We start from the raw sequence: 20,603 nt of genomic DNA, 5'->3' as shown, positions 1-20,603 counted from the left end.
TTAGCGCGCGCTGATCTGCGGCGATGTCACAGGCTGCGGCGCTGCTTTCGAAGGCACCGCGTTCATGTCGACTGCCCGTACGCTGTCGCCGATCTTGATTTTCTGCAGGCCGTCGACGATCACCTTGTCGCCCGCCTTCAAGCCATCGTTGACCCACCAGCGGTTGCCGATAGCGCGTCCCACCGTCAGCGCGCGCCGCTCGACTTTGCCGGCATCGTTCAGGACCAGGGCCGTGGCTGCGCCCAAGGCGTCGCGCGTGACGGCTTTCTGCGGCACCAGGATGGCGGCTTGATCGACGGCCTCTTCCAGCTGCGCCCGGACATACATGCCTGGTAACAGCATGCCGTCTGGGTTCGGAAATTCCGCCCGCAAGGTGATCATGCCGGTGCCGGTGTTGACGCTCAGGCCGCTGAACTTCAGCTTGCCCGGCTGTGCATAGACGCTGCCGTCTTCCAGCACCAGCCTGACCGGCGCTTCGTCGCGGCCGACCGCCTTGATGTTGCCCTTGCTCAGTTCGCGCCGCATGCGCAAGACGTCGACGCTGGACTGCGTCACATCGACATAGATCGGATCGATCTTTTGTATGGTGGTCAAGGCGACGTTCTGCTGCGCCACCACCAGCGCCCCGGGCGTGACGGTAGAGGTTTCGATGCGGCCCGAGATCGGCGCCGTGATGCGGGTGAATTCCAGATTGATGGCAGCAGTCTTCAATGCTGCACGCGCAACTTCCAGCGCCGCCTGGTTTTCACTGAGCACGCTTTGTGCATCGTCGTTATCCTGCTTGCTGACCGCATCAATCTTGTTCAACTCGACATAGCGCTCCGCTTTCAGCTTGGAAGCGCGCAGCGTCGCTTCGGCTTTCGCCAGCGAAGCCCTGGCGCTGTCGGCTGCGGCTTGATAGGTGGCCGGATCAATCTGGTATAAAGCCTGCCCCTGCCTGACGTCGGCGCCTTCGGTAAACAGGCGGCGCTGGATGATGCCGCCAATCTGCGGCCGGATATCCGCCGTCAGATAGGCAACGGTGCGTCCGGGCAACTCTGTCGACACCGACTGCGGCTCCGGTTTCACGGTGACGATGCCGACTTCGGCTACTGCTTTTGGCGCCGGCGCATCGGTGGATCTGGAGCAGGCGCCCAGCATGGCAGCAGCCAGCAACGGGGTCAGCATCAGTGTGAGCAAGGTTTTTTTTGGCGGCATGGCGTGGATCGCAGCCGTATTTCAACTTGCGCAGGAACACGACGTCGATCTTGGAATTTATCGAATCTGCCATGGTAAGAACAAAATGTGGAGGAAATATGAAGAAACGGGCAGCCTCGAAAATCTTCCCAAGAGCAGCTTTCCTTGCTACCCTAAGCCGCAAATCGATTAGCCTCCAAGGATCTTGCCGTGCGTCTCAACCTGCCCGGAACCAGCATCAGACTCAAGCTTTTCTACGCCATGCTGGCCATGGCGATAGCGGTAATCATCGCCATGAGCGTGGTAGCGCGCCTCAGCTTCACCCACGATTTCCTCGGCTACTTGAACGAGCAGGCGCAGGAGCGGATGGATGAACTGATGCCGCGCCTGGAGCAGTCATATCGCGAACACGGCAATTGGCAATTCATGAAAGACAATCCCGGCATCTGGTATGCCGTACTGCGCAGCACCCGCCCTGAGTACGGTTCCGATGCGCCTTCGTCGAAATCTGCGCCCTCCGGTTCCGACCTGACCGGCGCCCACCTGCGCTTCACCCTGCTCGATGCCGAGCGCCGCTTCGTGATCGGCTTCCGCGGCATGCAGGCAGATGCCTTGCTGCGTCCGTTGATGCGTGACGGCGTCATCATCGGCTGGGTGGCGCTGACGCCTTTCGAGAGCGTGATCACGGCCATCGACCAGCGCTTCCAGCACAAGCAGTTGCTGGCCCACCTGCTGATCGGCCTGGCCTCGATCCTGTTCACTGGTTTCATCGCCATCAAGATCGCCAATGTCTTGCTGTCGCCGCTGACGCGCCTGACCAAGGCCACGCACCGGCTGGCCGGCGGCGACTACAGCACCCGGGTCGAGGTGGCGACGCAGGACGAGGTTGGCCGCCTGTCCGCCGATTTCAACCAGCTGGCGCTGACGCTGGAACGCAATGAAAAAATGCGGCGCGACTTCATGGCCGATGTCTCGCATGAATTGCGCACCCCTCTGGGCATACTTAACGGCCAGCTGGAAGCGATGGAAGACGGCTTGCTGGACACCAGCATGGATACCGTCAGGTCCTTGCAATCAGAAGTGGCGACGCTCAACAAGCTGGTCAACGATCTATACGAATTGTCGCTGGCCGATGCCGGTGCGCTGACTTACCGCAAGGCCGATATCGATATCGGCGCGCTGCTGCGGGCCAGCCTGCAGTCTTACGAAGATATCTATCGCGAGCACGGTCTGGCGGTCGCCATCGACCTGCCGCAGCAGCCGATGCTGGTGCATGCCGACGCCGGCCGTCTGCAACAGCTGTTCAAGAATATCCTGGAAAACACTCTGCGCTACACCGATAGCGGCGGCCGCCAGAACATTACAGGCAAGCGCGAACAGCAGCACTGGCTGCTGCTGTTCGACGACAGCGCCCCCGGCACCACGGAGGAAGCGCTGCCGCGCTTGTTCGAGCGGTTTTTCCGCGCCGATGCCTCGCGCAACCGGGCACATGGCGGCGCCGGCCTCGGGCTGGCGATCTGCCAGCACATCGTCGAAGCGCATGAAGGCAGCATCAGCGCCGACGCTTCCGCGCTCGGCGGCCTGCGCCTGAGCATTCGGCTGCCCGTCAGCCTGATTTGAATAGCCGCCATGCCGACCGATAATTTCAAGTTCTCCGCCCCGCTCAGCGCAGACATCCTGATCATCGAGGATGAACCGAAAATGGCCGAACTGCTGCAAACCTACCTGACCGCCGCCGGCTATGCCTCGCGCTGGATCAGCGACGGCCGCGACGCCCTGCCGCAGGTGCGCAGCCGGATGCCGGACCTGATCCTGCTCGACATCATGCTGCCGGGCTGCGACGGCTGGCAGATCTGCCGCCAGCTGCGCGAGTTCAGCGATGTGCCGATCCTGATGCTGAGCGCCCGCATCGGTGAGGAAGACCGCCTGCAAGGACTGGAGCTGGGCGCCGACGATTACATCTGCAAGACCCCCTTCAGTCCGCGCGAAATCGTGGCGCGGGTCAAGGCGATGCTGCGGCGGCGCCAGCGCGGCACTACCGCCGCGCCATCCGCCGTACACATCAACGATGAGTTGAATAGCGCCAGCATCGACGGTGTCACGCTCAACCTGACGCCACAGGAATACCGGCTGTTGAAAGCATTGGCAGCAGCGCCGGGGCGGGTCTTCTCGCGCGACCAGCTACTGGACAAGCTGCATGACGACTACCGTACGGTGACCGACCGCGCGGTCGACAGCCACATCAAGAACCTGCGGCGCAAGCTGGAACCTTTTTTCGAGGATCGCAACGTCATCCACGCCATCTATGGCGTCGGCTACAAGTTTGAAATCATCGAGACCCATTGAGAATTTCAGACGAGACCATCTGTTTTTGTCGCACGCCATACACGCAGCTAACTGGGGTCAGAGTGAACTTTCTGCGGCTTTTTGCGGAAAACTCACTCTGACCCCACTTAGCGGGCTACGGAGTACATGCTCGCAGCTTGGAAAAATCCCATGCAACGCTTTCTGTCTTTCTCCGAATTCGCCATGTGGGGTCAGAGTCGACTTTCGCGAAAAAACACCGCGAAAGTCGACTCTGACCCCAGATGGCTCTGTCCATTTTCTGCGGCGATGAGCACTCAGCGGCTGGCGCGGGTACTGACATCCACCCACACCGCCAGCATCAGGATGCCGCCCTTGACGATCATCTGCCAGTAGGTATCGACGTCCAGCATCGACATGCCGTTGTCGAGGCTGGCCATCACCAGCGCGCCGATCAGGGCTCCGTATACCGTGCCGTAGCCGCCGCGCATGGAAGTGCCGCCGATGAAGCAGGCGGCGATCGCATCCAGCTCGCCCATATTGCCGGCCGAAGGCGAGCCGGCCGCCAGCCGCGCTGTATTGACCAGCCCCGCCAGCGCGCACATTACGCCCATGATGCCGAACACCCACAGCTTGACTGCCTGCACGTTCACGCCCGACAAGCGGGTTGCTTCCATATTGCTGCCGACCGAATAGATGCGGCGGCCGAATACGGTTTGCGTGGTGAGATAGCTGAACAGACCCAGCAGGGCCAACAGCAGCAGCACCGGCACGGGAATGCCGTCGTAAGTGTTCAGCGTGCGCACGAAAGCCAGCAGCACCGCACCGATCAGCAGCACACGCACGGCGTCGCGCCACACGGACGGCACCGGCAAGCCGTGCTGCTGGCGATTGCTGCGGCGGCGCCAGCTCAGCACCAGCGCCAGGGCAAACAGGCCGATCCCGAGCGCGATGCCGAGCTGCGGCGGCAGATAACCCTGGCCAAGGTACACCATCTCGCTCGACACCGGCGCGATGGTCAGGCCGCCGGTGACGCCCAGCAAAATCCCGCGGAACGCCAGCATGCCGCCGAGGCCGACGATGAACGAGGGAATCCGCATGTAAGCCGTGAGATAGCCGTTGAACAGACCAAGCGCTAGCCCCGCCAGCAGCACCAGCAACAGGTTGAGCGACAGCGGCAGATGATGCGTCACGTCCAGCACGGCGGCGACACCGCCCAGCAGGCCGAGCATGGAGCCGACCGATAGATCGATCTCGCCGGCGATAATTACCAGCACCATGCCGCAGGCAAGGACGCCGGTGATGGACATCTGGCGCAGCAGGTTGGAGAGGTTGCGCGGCGTGACGAAGCCGCCTTCGGTCTTCCAGCTGAAGAAAGCCCAGATCAGGGCGATGGCGATCAGCAAGGCCATGATCTTGTACTGTCGGAACAATTGCTTAAGGTTGATGGAGCTCATAGAGATTCCTGATGATTGCCGGCAGCGTTTGCCGGCTGTGACGTCCGTTGTGATGGCAGATTCTGCGGCGACTGGTCGATGGCGGCCGCCAGCACGGTTTCCTGGCTCAGGTCCTGGTTGATGAAATTGCCGCGCAGCTTTCCTTCGCCGATCACCAGCACGCGGTCGGATACTCCCAGCACTTCAGCCAGTTCGGACGACACCATGATGATCGCCACGCCCTGCCGCGCTAGCTCCGCCATCAGGCGGTAGATTTCGGCCTTGGCGCCGACGTCGACGCCGCGCGTCGGCTCGTCCAGGATCAGCACCTTGGGCCGTGCCAGCAGCATTTTCGCCAGCACCGCCTTTTGCTGGTTGCCGCCGGAGAGGCTGGTGATGGGCAGGAAGGGACTGGCGGTCTTCAGCTGCAGGCGTCCGATCTCGCCCTGGATGGTTTTCAGCTCGGCTTCCGCATCGATGCGACCGTGGCGCGAGAAATCCTGCAACACGGTCAGCGTGATGTTCTGACCGACATTCAAGTCCGGTACGATGCCGTGCTGCTTGCGGTCTTCCGGCACCATGCACAGGCCCAGCCGTATCGATTTCAGCGGCGAGCTGGTATCGACCTTGACGCCGTCCAGCCAGACCTCGCCCTCGCTGCGGCCGGGATAGGCGCCAAACAGGGCCGACACCAGTTCCGTACGGCCGGCGCCGACCAGGCCGGCGACGCCAAGGATTTCGCCACGGCGCAGCGTGAAGGAAATATCATCGACCCGCTTGCGACCGGGATTGTCAGCGTCGTAGCAGGTCACATTGCGCGCTTCAAACATCACTTCGCCGATCTCATGTTCCTGATCGGGATACATGGCGGTGATTTCGCGGCCCACCATCTGCGTAATGATCTGGTCGACATTCATTTCGCGCATGGGGGTGGTGGCGATATGCTTGCCGTCGCGGATCACCGCCACGGTATCGCAGACGGCGGCCACTTCATCCAGCTTGTGCGAGATGTAGACGCAGGCCACGCCCTTGGCCTTGAGGTCGCGGATGATGTCCAGCAGCACCGCAATCTCGGATGCCGTCAGCGACGACGACGGCTCGTCCAGGATCAGCAATCTGGCTTGCTTGTTGAGCGCCTTGGCGATTTCCACCAGCTGCTGGTGGCCGCCGCCGTACTGCATGACCGGCAGCGCCACATTCATGTCAGGCATTTTCAGTTCGCGCATCAGTTCGCCGGCGCGTTTATACATGGCAGGATAGTTCATGCGGCCGCCCGGCAGCGTGATCTCGTGGCCCATGAAGATGTTTTCCGCCACCGACAGTTCCTGCACCAGCATCAGTTCCTGGTGGATGATAATGATGCCCGCCGCTTCCGTATCGCGCACCGATTGCGATTGCAGAGGCTGGCCCTGCCACAGGATTTCACCCTGCCAGCTGCCGCGCGGGTAGACGCCGGACAGGACTTTCATCAGCGTCGATTTGCCGGCGCCATTTTCACCGCACAGACCAAGGCATTCGCCGGCCTTGACCTTGATGTCTATGCCGTCGAGTGCACGGACGCCGCCGAAATCCTTGACGATGCCCTGCATTTCCAGCAGATAGTCGGACATGTTCTCTCTCGCAGTAGTTGCATGAACGGCCGGCGCACAAATGTGCGCCGGCCGCAGCGTTATTTCATACGGCTGCGATAGTTATTTGCTGCTGATCTGCGCTTGCGTGTAGAAGCCGTCCGTCACCAGCAGGTCGACATTGGCTTTGGTAAGCGTGGTCGGCTTGAGCAAGATGGTGTCGACCTTCTTGGCGCCGTTTTCATACTGGGAGTTATAGGACGGTTTTTCATTGCGTGCCAGCTGCACCGACAGCTTGGCGGCTTCCGAGGCGATCAGCTTGAGCGGCTTGTACACCGTCATGGACTGGGTGCCAGCGATCACGCGCTTGACCGCAGCCAGATCGGCATCCTGTCCCGAGACCGGCACCTTGCCGGCCATTTTCTGCGAAGCCAGCGCCTGGATTGCGCCACCGGCCGTGCCGTCGTTGGAAGCAACGATGGCGTCGATCTTGTTATTGTTGGCGGTCAGCGCGTTTTCCACGATAGACAGCGCTTCCGTGGCGCTCCAGTCCTTGACCCATTGCTGGCCGACGATCTTGATGTCGCCCTTGTCGATGGATGGCTGCAGCACCTTCATCTGCCCTTCACGCAGCATCTTGGCGTTGTTGTCGGTGGGCGATCCGCCCAGCAGATAGTAATTGCCCTTAGGTTGCGCCTTGAGCACGCCTTCGGCTTGCATCTCGCCGACTTTTTCATTGTCGAAGGAAATGTAGGCGTCGATGTCGGCGTTCAGGATCAGGCGGTCATAGGACACCACCTTGATGCCGGCCTTCTTGGCTTCCTTGATGGTGTTGCTGAGTACGGTGGCGTTGAACGGCACGATCACGATGACGTCGACGCCGCGCGAAATCAGGTTTTCGATCTGGGAAATCTGGCGCTGTTCGCTAGCATCAGCCGACTGCACGAACACCTTGGCGCCCAGCTTGTCGGCGGCAGCGATGAAGAAATCGCGGTCACGCGCCCAGCGCTCCACCCGCAGGTCATCGATGGAAAAGCCGATCTTCGGGTTCTTGGCATCGGCCATCGCGGCCGAACTGGTGAGCGAAAATACTGCCACGGACATCATCGTCAACAGGCTTTTTTTCAGGATCTTGTTCATTGCTAGGTCTCCATTCGTTTTAGTTAACTTCGTATGACTACTCTTGACTGCGCTTGACTGTGCCTGATTCACTATGCTGAAAACACGGGTAACAACTGCTGGTACAACAGTGCGAATTTCTGGCGCCGCTGCGCATATTGCGCGTGCCGCTGTGGATTCGGCTGGTATGCGGCAAGCAGCGGCGGCACCGGACAGATCTCGTTCAGGGTTGCGCGGCCGTCGCTGGCGGTAGCGACGCCGATGCGCGCCAGCCGCGCTGCACCCAGCGCCGGCCCGACATCGCCGCCCTGGCGCCGCACTAGTTGGCGGCCGCTGATATCGGCCAGCATCTGCGCCCAGAAGGCGCTGCGCGAACCGCCGCCGATGAGCGTGATTTCATCGGCGGCGATGCCGCAGTCGTCGACCGCGTCCATGCCGTCGCACAGGCCGAAGCCGACGCCTTCCAGGGTCGCCAGCGCCAGCTCGGCGCGCGTGGCGCCGGCGCGCAGGCCGAAAAACACCCCCTGCGCGGCGGGATTGTTATGAGGAGTACGTTCACCGTTGAGGTAAGGCAGGAACAGCGGCGCACCGGCAGCGACGCCATTCAGTTCTGCGTCGTGCTGCCCCGCATCTGCCAGCAGCGCGGCGACATCGGCATAGCCGCACAGCTGCGCCGTGAAATCCAGGCAGGAGGCAGCCGACAGCATCACCGACATCAAATGCCAGGTGGCCGGCAAGGCGTGGCAAAAACTATGCACTGCACGCTCCGGATTGGCATGGAAGCCGGCGCCGGCGGCGAAATACACGCCGGAAGTGCCGAGCGAGAGCATGGCTTGCCCAGGACGGACAACGCCGACGCCGATCGCGCCGGCAGCGTTGTCACCCGCGCCAGCCACCACCGGTATCTGCGCCAGGCCCCAGCGCTGCGCCAGATCGGCTTTCAGCGTGCCGGTGATCTGCGTGCCTTCATACAGCGCCGGCATATGGGCGCGGCTAAGGCCGGTGGCTTGCAGCAGTTCATCGCTCCAGTCGCGCTTGGCGACATCCAGCCACATGGTGCCGGCGGCGTCCGACATATCGCTGGCGTAGTCGCCGGTGAGCTGATAACGCAGCCAGTCCTTGGGCAGCAGCACCTTGGCAACCTGTGCGAACACTTGCGGCTCATGGCGTGCCAGCCACAGCAACTTGGGCGCGGTGAAGCCTGGCATCATCAGGTTGCCGGTAATCTTGCGCGCAGCCGGAACACGCTGTTCCAGTTCGCTACATTCGACAAATGAACGGCCGTCGTTCCACAGGATGGCCGGCCGCAATACCTGGCCCTGGTCGTCCAGCACGGTGGCGCCGTGCATCTGGCCGGTGAGACCAATGGCTTCGATGGCGCCACCGGCGATGCCCATCTCCTTGGCCGCCAGCAGCAAATCCGTCAACGCCTGTTCGCAGGCGCGCCACCAGTCGGCGGGATCCTGCTCGCGCCACAGCGTGTTGTGCGAGGCCTGCGGCAGCAGCGACAGCGGCTGGCTGGCGCTGGCCAGCACCTGGTCGCGGCGGCCCAGCAGGATCGCCTTGACGCCGGAGGTGCCCAGATCTATGCCGATGAACATGGGGTCAGCCGAAGATGGCGCGGTTGACCAGGTTTTCCAGCATTTCCTGGCGGCCGCTGACGGCTTGCGGATCGAGTTTCTTGGCAAACGCGTGCTCGGCGATCTCGCTCAGGCTCAGCTTGCCGGCCAGCATATCCTGGCCGATGCCGCTGTCCCAGCCTGCATAACGCTGGTTTTTGAACTGCGCCAGCAGATCGTTTTCGATCATGCCGGCGGCGCGCTCCAGCGACAGCGCCAGCACATCCATGGCGCCGACATGGCCATGGAACAGATCGACCTCATCCAGGCTCTGGCGCCGCACCTTGGAATCGAAGTTGTAGCCGCCGGTGGTGAAGCCGCCGGCTTTCAGGACTTCATAAGTGACCAGCGTCAGTTCCTCGACACTGTTGGGGAACTGGTCGGTATCCCAGCCGTTCTGCGGGTCGCCGCGGTTGGCGTCGATGCTGCCGAGGATGCCGAGCGAAGCGGCGGTGGCGATTTCATGATGAAAGCTGTGGCCGGCCAGGGTGGCATGGTTGGCTTCGATATTCACCTTGATCTCTTGTTCCAGGCCGTAATCCTTGAGGAAGCCGTAGACCGTGGCGCTGTCGTAATCGTACTGGTGCTTGGTTGGTTCCTGCGGTTTCGGTTCGATCAGCAGCGTGCCCTTGAAACCGATCTTGTGCTTGTGCTCCACCACTAGCCGCATGAAGCGGCCCAGCTGTTCGCGCTCGCGCTTGAGATCGGTATTGAGCAGGGTTTCATAACCTTCGCGACCTCCCCACAGCACATAGTTGGCGCCGCCCAGGCGCTGGGTTGCGTTCATGGCGGTGAACACTTGTGCTGCGGCATAGGCGAACAATTCCGGATTGGGATTGCTGGCGGCGCCGGCGGCAAAGCGTGGGTTGCTGAAGCAGTTGGCGGTGCCCCACAGCAGACGCAGGCCGGTCTGTTCCTGCTTGCGCTCCAGCACGTCCAGCATCTGGGCAAAGTTGTTGCGGTATTCGGCCAGGCTGGCGCCCTCTGGCGCTACGTCGGTATCGTGAAAAGTGTAATAGTCGATGCCCAGTTTGGTGAAGAATTCGAAGGCGGCGTCAGCCTTTTTGTGCGCCATTTCCATGGCGTCGCCGGCGCCGTGCCAGGGACGGCGGAAGGTGCCGGCGCCGAAGACGTCGGAACCGGGCCAGACGAAGCTGTGCCAATAACATGCCGCCATGCGCAGATGCTCGCGCATCGGCTTGCCCAGCACAAGCTTGTCGGCTTCATAATGACGAAAAGCCAACGGCGATTGCGCCTGCTTGCCCTCGAAACGAATAGGTGTAACGGCAGGAAAATAACTCATCGATGGTCTCCGGTCGGTAGATGGCGCGGCACTGCAAAGCGCAGTCTCGCTGTATTGGTGTGGGCCATACTAGCAACCGAGGGCAGCGCTTCACAATTACGAAATCCGCCAGACCCGCTAGCGATTCTTTCTATTGCAGTCGCACAAAACGCCAATTGACCTGACGCCGGCGCTGCTGCTGGGTACAATCAGCTAAGGTCAAGTTGACCGAAGCTGTTGGTGATAAATTGACAAGCTGCCCAAGACTCCCGCAAGGAGCGTGCTTGCGAAAATCCAGGAGAACGCAGGATGACCAAAATACCGGCGGTGCACCGCATCGCCCTGCTGTTCAACGGCAACAAGATCTTCGATCGCGACATCATCGCCGGCATCGGCGAGTACCTGAGCAGCACGCGCGCCGCCTGGGACCTGTTCCTGGAAGAGGATTTCCGCTGTCGCCTGCAAGGCATAGAACGCTGGCAGGGCCATGGCATCATCGCCGACTTCGACGATCCGGCCGCCTGCGAAGCGCTGGCAAAGGTCAGCCTGCCGGTGGTGGCGGTGGGCGGTTCGTACGCCGACGCCAGCGGCTATCCGGCCGACACGCCCTATGTGGCCACCGACAATTTCAAGCTGGTCAAGCTGGCCTACGATCATCTGATCGAAGCCGGCCTGCGCCGCTTCGCCTGTTTCAGCCTGCCCGAGGCGGCAGTCAACCGCTGGGCCCAGGAGCGCGAAAAGGCCTTCACCACGCTGATGCAGCGCGACGGCATGCAGGGCGAGATCTACCGCGGCGTCGGCACCAGCGCGCCATCCTGGGATACCGCGGTGGAACAGCAGATCGCCTGGCTGCAGACGCTGCCCAAGCCGATCGGCATCATCGCCGTCAGCGACGCCCGCGCGCGCCAGCTGCTGCAGGCTTGCCTGTGCGCCGGCATCGCGGTGCCGGAACAGGTGGCGCTGATCGGCATCGACAACGATCCGCTGGCGCGCATCCTGACCCGGGTGCCACTCAGCTCGGTGATTCAGGGCACGCGCGAAATGGGCCGCACCGCCGCCCACCTGCTGCACCAGATGCTGCAGGTGAGTGGTGGTGCACGCCTGGCCGGCACCCGCATCCTGGTGCCGCCGGCCGGCATCAACGTGCTGGCTTCCAGCCGCCACGAAGCGCTCAACCATCCGCACGTAATGCAAGCCATGCACTTCATCCGCCAGTACGCCTGTCAGGGCATCAAGACCGAGCAAGTCGCCGATTACGTCGGCGTCTCGCGCTCGTCGCTGGAGTGGTATTTCCGGCGCGAGCTGGGGCGCAGCGTGCATGACGAGATCCTGCGCTTCAAGCTGGATGCCGCCAAGGGCATGCTGGAGGAACAGCAGGCGCAGGGGCAAGAACAGGCGCGCAGCATCGCTGAGATCGCCGTCAGCTGTGGCTTCACCTCGCTGCAGTACATGCATGCCGTCTTCAAGCGCGAACTGGCCTGCACCCCGCGCGAGTACCAGGACCGCATGGCCGCCCGCGGCAGCCAGACAGAATATCCGACCGAGAACCATTCCAGCCTATGAGCCAAACCACCATCACCAGCACCAGCGCCGACCACGGCATTACCCTCTACACGCTGCGCAATGCGCACGACATGCGGATCACCATCAGCGACCGCGGCGCCACACTGGTGTCATGGTGGGCGCCCGACCGCTACGGCCGCGTGGCCGACATCCTGCTCGGCTATCCGGACTGCGAGGGCTATCAAGACAACCCGCCCTACTTCGGCGGCCTGATCGGACGCTGGGGTAACCGTATCGCCAACGGCCGCTTCACGCTGGACGGCGCCGACTACCTGGTCGACCGCAACGAAGGCGGCAACCACCTGCACGGCGGCGACAGCGGTTTCCACCTGGCGCAGTGGCAGGCCGCGGCTGGGCCGGACGGCTTGCGGCTGACGCTGGAATCGGCGGAAGGCGAGGCCGGCTATCCCGGCAACCTTCAGGTCAGCGTACTGTACAACCTGGACGACGAAGGCCGCCTGAGCATAGACTACAGCGCCAGCAGCGACGCCCCGACGCCGCTCAACCTGACTTCGCACGGCTACTTCAACCTGAACGGCGGCAGCGCCGACATCTATGACCATATCCTGGCCATTGCCGCCGACCAGTATCTGCAGATCGACGCACAGCTGATTCCAGTCGATGCCGCCAGCGTCGCCGGCAGCGCCTTCGATTTCCGCCAGCCGGCCCCGATCGGGCCGCGCCTGGCCTGGCCCGATCCTCAGCTCAAACTGGCCGGCGGCTTCGACCATTGTTATTGCCTGCGGCCGCAACATCCGCTAGTGCCGGGTGAAAGCCGCAAGCCGCAGCCCTTGCGCGAAGTGGCCACCGTCTACGACCCCGGTTCCGGCCGCCAGCTATCGGTGGCGACCACGGAAAACGGCTTGCAGTTCTACAGCGGGAATTTCCTGGCCGGGATGCAGGGACGCGGCGCCGGCGCCTATGCCAAGCATGATGGCTTCTGCCTGGAAGCGCAGGCTTATCCCAACCAGATCAATGGCGCCGACGCCGAGGCGGTGGTACTGCGGCCTGGCCAGGTATACCGCCAGACCACGACTTATCAATTGACAGTGCGATAATCATTGCATTGCCACTGAACCAACCGTTGCTGCCCGAGTCTGATCTGCGGGCTGCGCTTTGGCGGCCGACTTTACAAAAACACAGGTATACCGATCAGGGCCATCCATGCAACGCCTTTTACGACAAGTATTTGCTTCCGTCATTCTCATCACTGCCTGCCACGCAGTCCTGGCGCAGGCGCCCAAAACCGTGTTCCTGGAAGAACTGACCTGGACCGAGCTGCGCGACCAGATCCAGGCCGGCAAGAGCACCATCATCATCCCCATCGGCGGCACCGAACAGAGCGGGCCGGACGTCGCGCTCGGCAAGCACAATGTGCGCGTCAAGATACTCTCGCAGCGCATCGCGGAAGGACTGGGCGACGCGCTGGTGGCGCCGGTCATCGCCTACGTGCCGGAAGGCGGCTACGCGCCGCCGACCTCGCACATGCGCTTTCCGGGCACCATCACGGTAAGCGACGATGTCTTTCAAAAAACCCTGGTTGCCGCCGCCAACAGCTTCAAGGTGCACGGCTTCAAGAACGTAGTCTTCCTCGGCGATCACGGCGGCTACCTGAACGATGTCAGGCAAGTGGTGGCGCAGCTGAACAAGTCCTGGAGCGGCTCGCCGGCGCGCGCCATGATGCCGCCGGAATACTATGACGCCAGCTCCGACGGCTACGCCAAGCTCCTGCGCCAGCGCGGCTTCCGCGACGACGAGATCGGCACCCATGCCGGCCTGGCGGACACCTCGCTGCAACTGGCGGTAGCGCCGCAGATGGTGCGCCAGGACCGCTTGCGCAATGCGCCGAAACTCGGCCTGGCGGACGGCGTGTACGGCGGCGATCCACGCCGCTCCACGGCTGAACTGGGCCAGCTCGGCATCGATGCGATCATTTCGCGCACCGTCGCCGCGCTCAAGAAAGACACCGCCGCGCGCTAATGCGCCAGCCTCCCCTATTTACTACGCTGCACTCGATCAAAGGAACTGTCATGCAATTTTCGTCTCATCGTTTATTCCAGCATCGTTTAACCCGGCTGGCCGCCGGCATCGCCGGCTTGTGCCTGGCCGGCGCCGCTGCTGCCGCCGCACCTGCCGTTGCTGCAAACCCGGCAGTCGCCACCGTGGCCGGCATGCCGCCGGTAGTCAATCCGGCCAATCTGTACAGCGAAGCCGCCGCCGGCCATTTCAGTCCGGCCGTGGCAGGCGCCCTGCCGCGCGTGTATGTGCCTAACCTGCGCTCGAATGAAGTGTATGTGATCGATCCGGCTACGCTCAAGGTGGTCGACAAATTCAAGGTCGGCTACAGCCCGCAGCACGTGGTGCCGGCCTGGGACCTGAAAACCCTGTGGGTCGCCAACAATGCCGAAGGCCGTCCCGACGGCAGCCTGACCCCTATCGATCCCCTGACCGGCAAGCCGGGCAAGGAAGTGATGGTGGACGATCCCTACAATATGTATTTCACGCCGGACGGCAAGCAGGCCATCGTCGTCGTCGAAGCGCATGCGCGCCTGGATTTCCGCAATGCCCATACCATGAAGCTGGAATCGAGCATCGAAGTGCCGCAGTGTAAGGGCATCAACCATGCCGATTTCTCGATAGACGGCAAGTACGCACTGTTCACCTGCGAATTCGAAGGCAGCCTGGCCAAGATCGACATGGTCAACCATAAGGTGGTCGGCTATCTGCAGCTGGCCAAGAAAGGCATGCCGCAGGACATCCGCATCTCGCCGGACGGCAAGGTGTTTTATGTGGCCGACATGATGGCCGACGGCGTGTTCGTGGTGGATGGCGAAAACTTCACCAAGATCGATTTCATCAAGACCGGCATCGGCACCCACGGCCTGTATCCTAGCCGCGACGGCAGCAAGCTGTATGTGGCCAACCGCGGCTCCAACAAGGTGCACGGCCCGCGCAAGGGCAAGGGCAGCGTCTCGGTGATCGATTTCGCTACCCGCAAAGTCCTCAATACCTGGCCGATTCCCGGCGGCGGCAGCCCGGACATGGGCAACGTCAGCGCCGACGGCAAGATGCTGTGGCTGTCCGGCCGCTTCGACGACGTGGTGTACGCCATCGACACCACCAGCGGCGAAGTCAAGTCGATCCCGGTCGGCATGGAGCCGCATGGCTTGACCGTGTGGCCGCAGCCTGGCCGTTATTCGCTGGGCCACACCGGCAACATGCGCTGAGCGCCGCCCGGCCTGAGCCGGGCCACCTAGCTGCAAGCAGGTGCATCGTAACTGTGCACCTGCCTTATTCCTATCCTCCCGCACTTCCGCTCGCCGCAACCGCGGCTTCCAATTTATCCCCAGCCAGTCAACCTTTTCCCGCCGTTCAGCGTTTATTGGAATTGCAGCCAGGAAATTATCTCTGGCGAAGTCGAATTTTAAAAAATAGCGGAAAACACATTCTATGGATCTTCAGAAAGCACGCGACTGGACCGACTTTCTCCTCAAATCCGTCACGATCATCGCTATTATCACCGGCGGCATTTGGGCTTTTTACCAATTTGCAGTTGTTGGCAGTACTGACACCAATGTCCAAGTGCTGGTGTCAGCTGAAAGCAGAGCGTACAGCGATACCCAGAGCCTGCTGATCATCCACGTCAAACCGAAGAACATCGGCAAGGTAGTGGTGAAGCCGGGCGAGGATGGCTTGCTGGTCACAGTCCGGAAAATTCCCGGCGACGCCAAGGACGGCATCATGCGGCTGGACGCCTTGCCGCTGCTATACAGCAGCGATCTGCTGAAGCGCTACCTGGACGGCTATGAAATCGAGCCTGGCGCCGAGTACGATGAAATCCTGACGATCGTAGTACCTAAGGGGGCCTTGTACGCAGTCAGGGCTGAGCTCGATGTCGGTAATGAAGATGAAGTCGACCACACTACCATTGTGCGTGCCGAAGCCGTAGACAGCCCTGCCAAATAAGGGCCTCAGTTGAAGTCAATGCGGTAGAAATCCAGCATGGCGTGCCTGGGATTCGGTCCCAGCCAGTACCAGCCGTGGCGCTCGTAGACCTTGAGCGCCGGCAGGTTGGTTTTGCTGGCGCTCAGCACAGCGCCGCTGCAGCCGGCCATGATCAGCCGGTCCTCGACAAAGCGGTGCAACTGGTCGAAGATGCCGATGCCGCGGTATTCCGGGATCAGGTAGAACAGGTGTACATAGCCCAGCTTGTCCCAGTCGGAGAAGCTGCGGAATTCCAGCTGGCCGATGATGCGGCCGGCATGCCACACGTGGTAGTAGCACCATGCTTCGTCATCCTTGCGCTGCTCCATCTTGTCGCGGTAGGTGCACCCTTCTTCGCCGACCTCCTTCCAGAACTCCTCATCCGAACCGAAACTGCAGACGAAAGAATCCTGCCTGAACGCCAGCGCCCGGCTGAAATTGCTGTTCGGGTCGATCTTCTTGTACTGGATATCCACGGTTTCCCCCTTTCTTTGCGCGCCCTTGCCGGTCTTGCATGCGGGCTATGACAGCACATTAACCCTGGCCGCACATTTGGTAAAGCGCTGCAGCGCTTAGAAAAACGGATCGGGAATATGTCCGGTGGCGCGGTAGGCAAGGCGCATCTGGCCGGGCGTCAGCGCTTCATCGATCAGCACCCTGACCAGCACGAAATCCTGCCATCGCCCCAGCGCGACATAATGGATGTCGTCCAGCCGCCGGAACGCCAGGCCCAGGATCTCCTTGAAGCCGTCGGCCTTGCGGATTTCCCCGGATGCTGTCGCCAGCCGTGAGGCCAGATGTGCATGCATGGCGACGGCGCTGGCGCCGCGCAGATAAGCTACCCTGGCCATGGTTTGCGCTACCTTGCCATGGAAAGCCTGGTTGCCCTGCGCCGGCGAGAACAAGCCTTTGACAAAAAATTTGGCTGACAGCTGCAAGGCTTCGCTGCGGGCTTGCTCGAAGGCTTCGGAAAACTTGCACTTGAGCGCAGAGCCGCAGAAAAAAACATCCTGCTGCGTCGAACTGAGCACCGCCAGCACAAAGGGTATGGCGTCGTCCGTGGTGTAGTAGGCGATACGGTAGCCGTTCTGCAACTGCTCGGCCGCATCGAGCAGCACCAGCTGCCGGCCGGAATACCACATCGACAGCAGGATATGCTGCTCCAGCAGTTCCAGGCTGGCTTGCTCGATAGCCTGCCCGATATGCCGTTGCAGCCCGAGACCGTTGCTGCTGGCGACGGCAGCCGCGCCGGCTTCTTTTTCCCGCAGCAGCAACTGGTGCGGGAAATAAGGGCCGGCGTGGCCGGCGCGGAACAGATAGCGGCCCGGCAAGCCGCCTGCGTAGCGCTTGCGGCTGAGCAGCGCCAGCGAAGCCAGCATTTTTTGCAGGATCTCGCAGCAGGAGGCGAATACGGCGGCATCCGGATCCTGGCGCGCGGCATGGCCGAAATAAGTATGTTCATCGCAGCCGCCGCTGGTAAACCGGACAGTGCTCTCGACGCAGTGCAAGCGGGCGTCGAGCGGATGGAGGAAGCAAGTGCTGTGCACCGGTACGCCGAAGAATTCATGCTGCTGCACTTCGAGGCGGGATTCAGTCAACTCAGGCAAGGTGCTATTCATGGTGCGCGAACCGTTCAGCAATTTTTGGACAACCTGCGCTGGATGGTTGTAAGTTGTCTTTCCAACCATTTTGTGTGGGACGGCCCCAGAGTAGCAGTCGCACTTTGATACAACAACTGGCAAAATTGATAGTTGCGCACGACAGCGGGCACATGGATAAATATCAAAATAGCATTATTTTGATAGCAAAAAAGCCCGCTCTGTGCAGGCTTTTTTGCTCAAGCAGCGGCGCCCATCGCTCCGGGTGCCGCAGCCACTTCATCCCTCGCTTAACTGGTCAACGCCATCGCCGGATCGCTGACGCCGTGGGCGCCGGTTTCCATGCGGCCGGCAAAGCGCCGGCTGAAGCCGCCGACCGGAGCGGTCGCCGTGAAGTCATACCAGTTGCCCTGGCTGCCTACCGGCCAGTGCTGGTCCAGCTGCATGCCGGCCGGCACGTGGAAGGTCCACGGCCCCGCCTTGCGGTAGGCGTTGAGCTTGACCGTGACCACACAGGATTTCTCGCCGCGGTTCATCATCGTCAGGCAGATACGTTTGCCGAAAACATCGTAGCTCAGCTTGACTTCCGGCAGCGCGCTGTCCTCCGCATCGAGCGTAGACAGATTGCCCTGGAAAGCGCGGTGGAAGCCGTTCGGTCCCAGCACCCACAAGTCGTAGGCGCCGCGATCCGAGCCCAGGTCCCAGCTGTCCTGCCACTCCTTGCCGGCTTCCAGCGCATAGCGGCGCGGCACCCGGTCCAGGTGCAAGCGGTCGTAGACGTGGAACACGGCGGCGGCGCGGCCGGTATTGCGGAAGCTCAGCACGATATCATTGCGCCGCACGTGGGTGCGGGCGGTGACATGCAATTCGTAAGGCAAGGCGCGCGACGGCCGGATGCCGGCAGCCTGCATAGGAAACACCTGAGTGCCTTCGGAAGGCAAGGCAACCTGCTGCAGCTTCTCTTGCTGGGCGCGCACGGCGTCGGCTTCGGCACGGCTGCGCTTGGGCAGTGTCGGCAGTACTTCATCGTTCGGATGGGCGAAGTTGAAGGCCGACAGCAGATCGCCGCAGACCGCCTTGCGGTAAGGGCTGATGTTTTCTTCCTTGACGTGGAAGCGGGCTTCCAGGAAGCGCAGCACCGAGGTGTGGTCGAACACTTGCGAGTTGACCCAGCCGCCGCGGCTCCATGGCGACACCACGTACATCGGCACCCGCGGGCCGGGGCCGTAGGGACGCTTTTCGTAAGTGACAGACGCCTTGCTGGAAAAATATTCGCCGTCGGTCGAGATGCTGGAATAGCCGGCCAGTTCGCCATCCTGGTAACCGGGCGCGCAAGGCGGCGGCACGTGGTCGAAGAAACCGTCGTTTTCGTCGAAGTTGATCAGCAATACAGTTTTGCTCCACACCGCCGGATTGGCGGTCAGCGCGTTCAGTACTTCCTGCACATACCAAGCGCCCTGCACCGGGCTCGATGGGCCCGGGTGTTCGCTGTAGGTGGCCGGCGCCACGATCCAGGAAACCTGCGGCAAGGTGCCGGCGCCGATGTCTTCTTTCAGGGCTGCGAGGAAGCCGCCGTCCGGCATGGTGTTGCCGACACCTTTAAACAACGGATTGCTGGCATCGTCGCTGGCCTGCCAGGCGGGGAACGGTGAACCGGCATCATCGCCGCCGGCGACGTTGCCGCGCAGCTCGTTGGACTGGCGATAGGCGACGAAACCGGCCAGCGGATTGTCAGTGAAATTGTCCGGCATGTTCTGGTAAACCTTCCACGACACGCCCTGTTTTTGCAGGCGCTCTGGATAGGTCTTCCAGCTGTAGCTGGTTGGCGAGGTGGAGACTTCCAGATGATCTTGCGAGTTGTCGATGACCGGGCCGCCCTTGTCGCCGGCTGGATTGTTGCTGCCGGTCCAGTGGAACAGGCGGTTGGTATTGGTGCCGCCATGGAAGGAGCAGTGATAGGCGTCGCACACCGTGAAAGCATTCGCCAGCGCAAACTGGAAATCCAGCTCGGCCGAGGTGTAGTAACCCATCGATTGCGTCTGCTTGTAGGTCGGCCAGCTGTTCATGCGGCCCAGGTCCCAGGCTTCTTGCGCATTGTCGTAGGTATGCGGGGTGCCGTTGACGCGCTGGGCGTTGCCGATCTTGCTGTCCAGGTGATAAGGCAGGATCACGCGCGACTGCTTGCTGCTGTTGGTGTAAGTCTGCTGCATGACGTTGCGGTTGCCGGCCAGCGGGATCGGGAAACGGTCGGCGAAGCCGCGCACGCCGTGCAGGGTGCCGAAGTAATGGTCGAAGGAACGGTTTTCCTGCATCAGGATGACCACATGTTCGACATCGCGGATGGTGCCGGTCTTGTTGTTGGCGGGGATCGCCAGCGCACGGCGAATGGCTTCCGGGAAGGCCGCATTGGCGCTCATGGAATAGGCGGTGGCGGCAACGGTGGCGCCGGCGGTACGCAAGAAATGGCGACGGTTCTTTGTGGTCATGGTCCTGTTCTTTCCTGGAGTAGGTAACGCTGAGAAGGGAATTTACTGCGGCTGCGGCATGCGCATGAACGGCGATATATCGTCGGCAGGTGGGTGATTTCAGCCATGCTTTTCCGTCAGGGCAACTTTGGATGGACGCAGTATCAAGCGTAAATATTTCAGGCGTATGAAGGCTGTGTGACCGTTTTGTCACGATGATCGCGCGCAACGGCGGCGAAACAGCCGTTGCGCCGATGAGACAAGCGGGCCGGCTGGTATCGCTACCGCCAATCGGCGTTGCCGGAAAGCGCCGGATAGCAATCCGACAATTCCCCGGCAAGCCAATAAACACAGGGCTTGGCGCCGGAGTGGCGAACGTATGGAAGGGATAAGGGATTCAATACCTGAGATACCGGATCAGAGGATTTTTTGTCGTCTTATATAAGCAGCTGCTTATGTATAGGATTCACTCTCCCGGCTCGGCGGCCG

17 protein-coding genes are annotated in these 20,603 nt (G+C 61.7%); 8 read left to right on the top strand and 9 right to left on the bottom strand.

Features of this window, described 5'->3' with window-relative positions; genetic code table 11:
• Nucleotides 1-1,167 carry an efflux RND transporter periplasmic adaptor subunit gene (locus CPter91_RS06315; RefSeq protein WP_236905946.1) on the bottom strand — a complete coding sequence of 389 codons (1,167 nt, stop codon included), beginning with the start codon at nt 1,165-1,167 and terminating at the stop codon, nt 1-3.
• Between CPter91_RS06315 and CPter91_RS27125 the strand changes: the two genes are divergently transcribed.
• The 3 genes from CPter91_RS27125 to CPter91_RS06300 are packed head-to-tail and all read left to right on the top strand — an operon-like array spanning nt 1,139 to nt 3,522.
• Entirely contained in the window at nt 1,139-1,369 is a 231-nt protein-coding gene (locus tag CPter91_RS27125) for a hypothetical protein (protein WP_061938421.1), read from the top strand. The genes CPter91_RS06315 and CPter91_RS27125 overlap by 29 nt on opposite strands.
• Before the next feature lie 17 nt (nt 1,370-1,386).
• Complete coding sequence (locus tag CPter91_RS06305) at nt 1,387-2,796, top strand: ATP-binding protein (RefSeq protein WP_236905945.1); 1,410 nt, start codon at nt 1,387-1,389, stop codon at nt 2,794-2,796.
• 9 nt (nt 2,797-2,805) lie between these two features.
• On the top strand, nt 2,806-3,522 hold the full coding sequence (locus CPter91_RS06300) for a response regulator (RefSeq protein ID WP_061938419.1): 717 nt from the start codon (nt 2,806-2,808) through the stop codon (nt 3,520-3,522).
• A 275-nt stretch (nt 3,523-3,797) separates the two neighbouring features.
• Here CPter91_RS06300 and CPter91_RS06295 read toward each other — a convergent pair whose 3' ends face one another.
• The 5 genes from CPter91_RS06295 to xylA all read right to left on the bottom strand — a co-directional run bounded on the left by CPter91_RS06295 (nt 3,798) and on the right by xylA (nt 10,525).
• The gene (locus CPter91_RS06295) at nt 3,798-4,937 is read right to left on the bottom strand and encodes a sugar ABC transporter permease (protein ID WP_061938416.1); all 1,140 of its coding nucleotides are present in this window, start codon (nt 4,935-4,937) and stop codon (nt 3,798-3,800) included.
• On the bottom strand, nt 4,934-6,526 hold the full coding sequence (xylG, locus tag CPter91_RS06290; RefSeq protein ID WP_061938413.1) for a D-xylose ABC transporter ATP-binding protein: 1,593 nt from the start codon (nt 6,524-6,526) through the stop codon (nt 4,934-4,936). Before xylG ends, CPter91_RS06295 begins: the two co-directional genes overlap by 4 nt.
• An 81-nt stretch (nt 6,527-6,607) precedes the next feature.
• Nucleotides 6,608-7,591, bottom strand: a complete 984-nt coding sequence (xylF, locus tag CPter91_RS06285) for a D-xylose ABC transporter substrate-binding protein (RefSeq protein WP_236906032.1) — start codon at nt 7,589-7,591, stop codon at nt 6,608-6,610.
• Between the two features lie 104 nt (nt 7,592-7,695).
• The gene (gene xylB, locus CPter91_RS06280) at nt 7,696-9,204 is read right to left on the bottom strand and encodes a xylulokinase (protein WP_061938407.1); all 1,509 of its coding nucleotides are present in this window, start codon (nt 9,202-9,204) and stop codon (nt 7,696-7,698) included.
• Nucleotides 9,205-9,208: 4 nt separating this feature from the next.
• Nucleotides 9,209-10,525: a xylose isomerase gene (xylA, locus tag CPter91_RS06275; protein WP_061938404.1), complete on the bottom strand. Its 1,317-nt coding sequence runs from the start codon at nt 10,523-10,525 to the stop codon at nt 9,209-9,211.
• 288 nt (nt 10,526-10,813) lie between these two features.
• Here xylA and CPter91_RS06270 point away from each other — a divergent pair, with 288 nt between their 5' ends.
• From CPter91_RS06270 to CPter91_RS06250, 5 genes are all read left to right on the top strand, one after another.
• Nucleotides 10,814-12,067, top strand: coding sequence for a XylR family transcriptional regulator (locus tag CPter91_RS06270; protein WP_061938401.1), 1,254 nt, complete (start codon nt 10,814-10,816; stop codon nt 12,065-12,067).
• Nucleotides 12,064-13,125: an aldose epimerase family protein gene (locus CPter91_RS06265; protein ID WP_061938398.1), complete on the top strand. Its 1,062-nt coding sequence runs from the start codon at nt 12,064-12,066 to the stop codon at nt 13,123-13,125. The genes CPter91_RS06270 and CPter91_RS06265 overlap by 4 nt, the downstream gene beginning before the upstream one ends.
• Before the next feature lie 106 nt (nt 13,126-13,231).
• Nucleotides 13,232-14,047, top strand: coding sequence for a creatininase family protein (locus CPter91_RS06260; RefSeq protein ID WP_061938394.1), 816 nt, complete (start codon nt 13,232-13,234; stop codon nt 14,045-14,047).
• Between the two features lie 50 nt (nt 14,048-14,097).
• Nucleotides 14,098-15,294, top strand: a complete 1,197-nt coding sequence (locus CPter91_RS06255) for a YncE family protein (RefSeq protein WP_061938391.1) — start codon at nt 14,098-14,100, stop codon at nt 15,292-15,294.
• A gap of 223 nt (nt 15,295-15,517) precedes the next feature.
• Nucleotides 15,518-16,033, top strand: coding sequence for a hypothetical protein (locus CPter91_RS06250; RefSeq protein ID WP_061938387.1), 516 nt, complete (start codon nt 15,518-15,520; stop codon nt 16,031-16,033).
• A 5-nt stretch (nt 16,034-16,038) separates the two neighbouring features.
• Here the strand turns inward: CPter91_RS06250 and CPter91_RS06245 are convergent, their stop codons facing one another.
• The 3 genes from CPter91_RS06245 to CPter91_RS06235 all read right to left on the bottom strand — a co-directional run bounded on the left by CPter91_RS06245 (nt 16,039) and on the right by CPter91_RS06235 (nt 20,135).
• A complete protein-coding gene (locus tag CPter91_RS06245; RefSeq protein ID WP_061938384.1) occupies nt 16,039-16,527 on the bottom strand; it encodes a GNAT family N-acetyltransferase in 489 nt (162 codons plus the stop codon).
• Nucleotides 16,528-16,623: 96 nt separating this feature from the next.
• Nucleotides 16,624-17,670, bottom strand: coding sequence for a YcaO-like family protein (locus CPter91_RS06240; protein WP_167595135.1), 1,047 nt, complete (start codon nt 17,668-17,670; stop codon nt 16,624-16,626).
• A 269-nt stretch (nt 17,671-17,939) separates the two neighbouring features.
• Nucleotides 17,940-20,135 carry a phosphocholine-specific phospholipase C gene (locus tag CPter91_RS06235; RefSeq protein WP_061938377.1) on the bottom strand — a complete coding sequence of 732 codons (2,196 nt, stop codon included), beginning with the start codon at nt 20,133-20,135 and terminating at the stop codon, nt 17,940-17,942.
• Nucleotides 20,136-20,603: the final 468 nt, after the last annotated feature.

Origin of the sequence: Collimonas pratensis (assembly GCF_001584185.1) — a bacterium.
GTDB classification, from domain to species: Bacteria; Pseudomonadota; Gammaproteobacteria; order Burkholderiales; family Burkholderiaceae_D; genus Collimonas; species Collimonas pratensis.
Note: the sequence above shows the minus strand (reverse complement) of the source record. Positions and strands in the feature narration are given on the sequence as shown.

Coding starts and splice junctions, on each gene's coding strand:
- CPter91_RS06295 (WP_061938416.1), bottom strand. CDS start 4,937: ATGAGCTCCATCAACCTTAAGCAATTGTTCCGACAGTACAAGATCATG.
- CPter91_RS06240 (WP_167595135.1), bottom strand. CDS start 17,670: ATGAATAGCACCTTGCCTGAGTTGACTGAATCCCGCCTCGAAGTGCAG.
- CPter91_RS06260 (WP_061938394.1), top strand. CDS start 13,232: ATGCAACGCCTTTTACGACAAGTATTTGCTTCCGTCATTCTCATCACT.
- CPter91_RS06255 (WP_061938391.1), top strand. CDS start 14,098: ATGCAATTTTCGTCTCATCGTTTATTCCAGCATCGTTTAACCCGGCTG.
- CPter91_RS06235 (WP_061938377.1), bottom strand. CDS start 20,135: ATGACCACAAAGAACCGTCGCCATTTCTTGCGTACCGCCGGCGCCACC.
- CPter91_RS06265 (WP_061938398.1), top strand. CDS start 12,064: ATGAGCCAAACCACCATCACCAGCACCAGCGCCGACCACGGCATTACC.
- CPter91_RS06250 (WP_061938387.1), top strand. CDS start 15,518: ATGGATCTTCAGAAAGCACGCGACTGGACCGACTTTCTCCTCAAATCC.
- xylA (WP_061938404.1), bottom strand. CDS start 10,525: ATGAGTTATTTTCCTGCCGTTACACCTATTCGTTTCGAGGGCAAGCAG.
- CPter91_RS06315 (WP_236905946.1), bottom strand. CDS start 1,167: ATGCTGACCCCGTTGCTGGCTGCTGCCATGCTGGGCGCCTGCTCCAGA.
- CPter91_RS06300 (WP_061938419.1), top strand. CDS start 2,806: ATGCCGACCGATAATTTCAAGTTCTCCGCCCCGCTCAGCGCAGACATC.
- xylG (WP_061938413.1), bottom strand. CDS start 6,526: ATGTCCGACTATCTGCTGGAAATGCAGGGCATCGTCAAGGATTTCGGC.
- xylF (WP_236906032.1), bottom strand. CDS start 7,591: ATGATGTCCGTGGCAGTATTTTCGCTCACCAGTTCGGCCGCGATGGCC.
- xylB (WP_061938407.1), bottom strand. CDS start 9,204: ATGTTCATCGGCATAGATCTGGGCACCTCCGGCGTCAAGGCGATCCTG.
- CPter91_RS27125 (WP_061938421.1), top strand. CDS start 1,139: ATGGCAGCAGCCAGCAACGGGGTCAGCATCAGTGTGAGCAAGGTTTTT.
- CPter91_RS06270 (WP_061938401.1), top strand. CDS start 10,814: ATGACCAAAATACCGGCGGTGCACCGCATCGCCCTGCTGTTCAACGGC.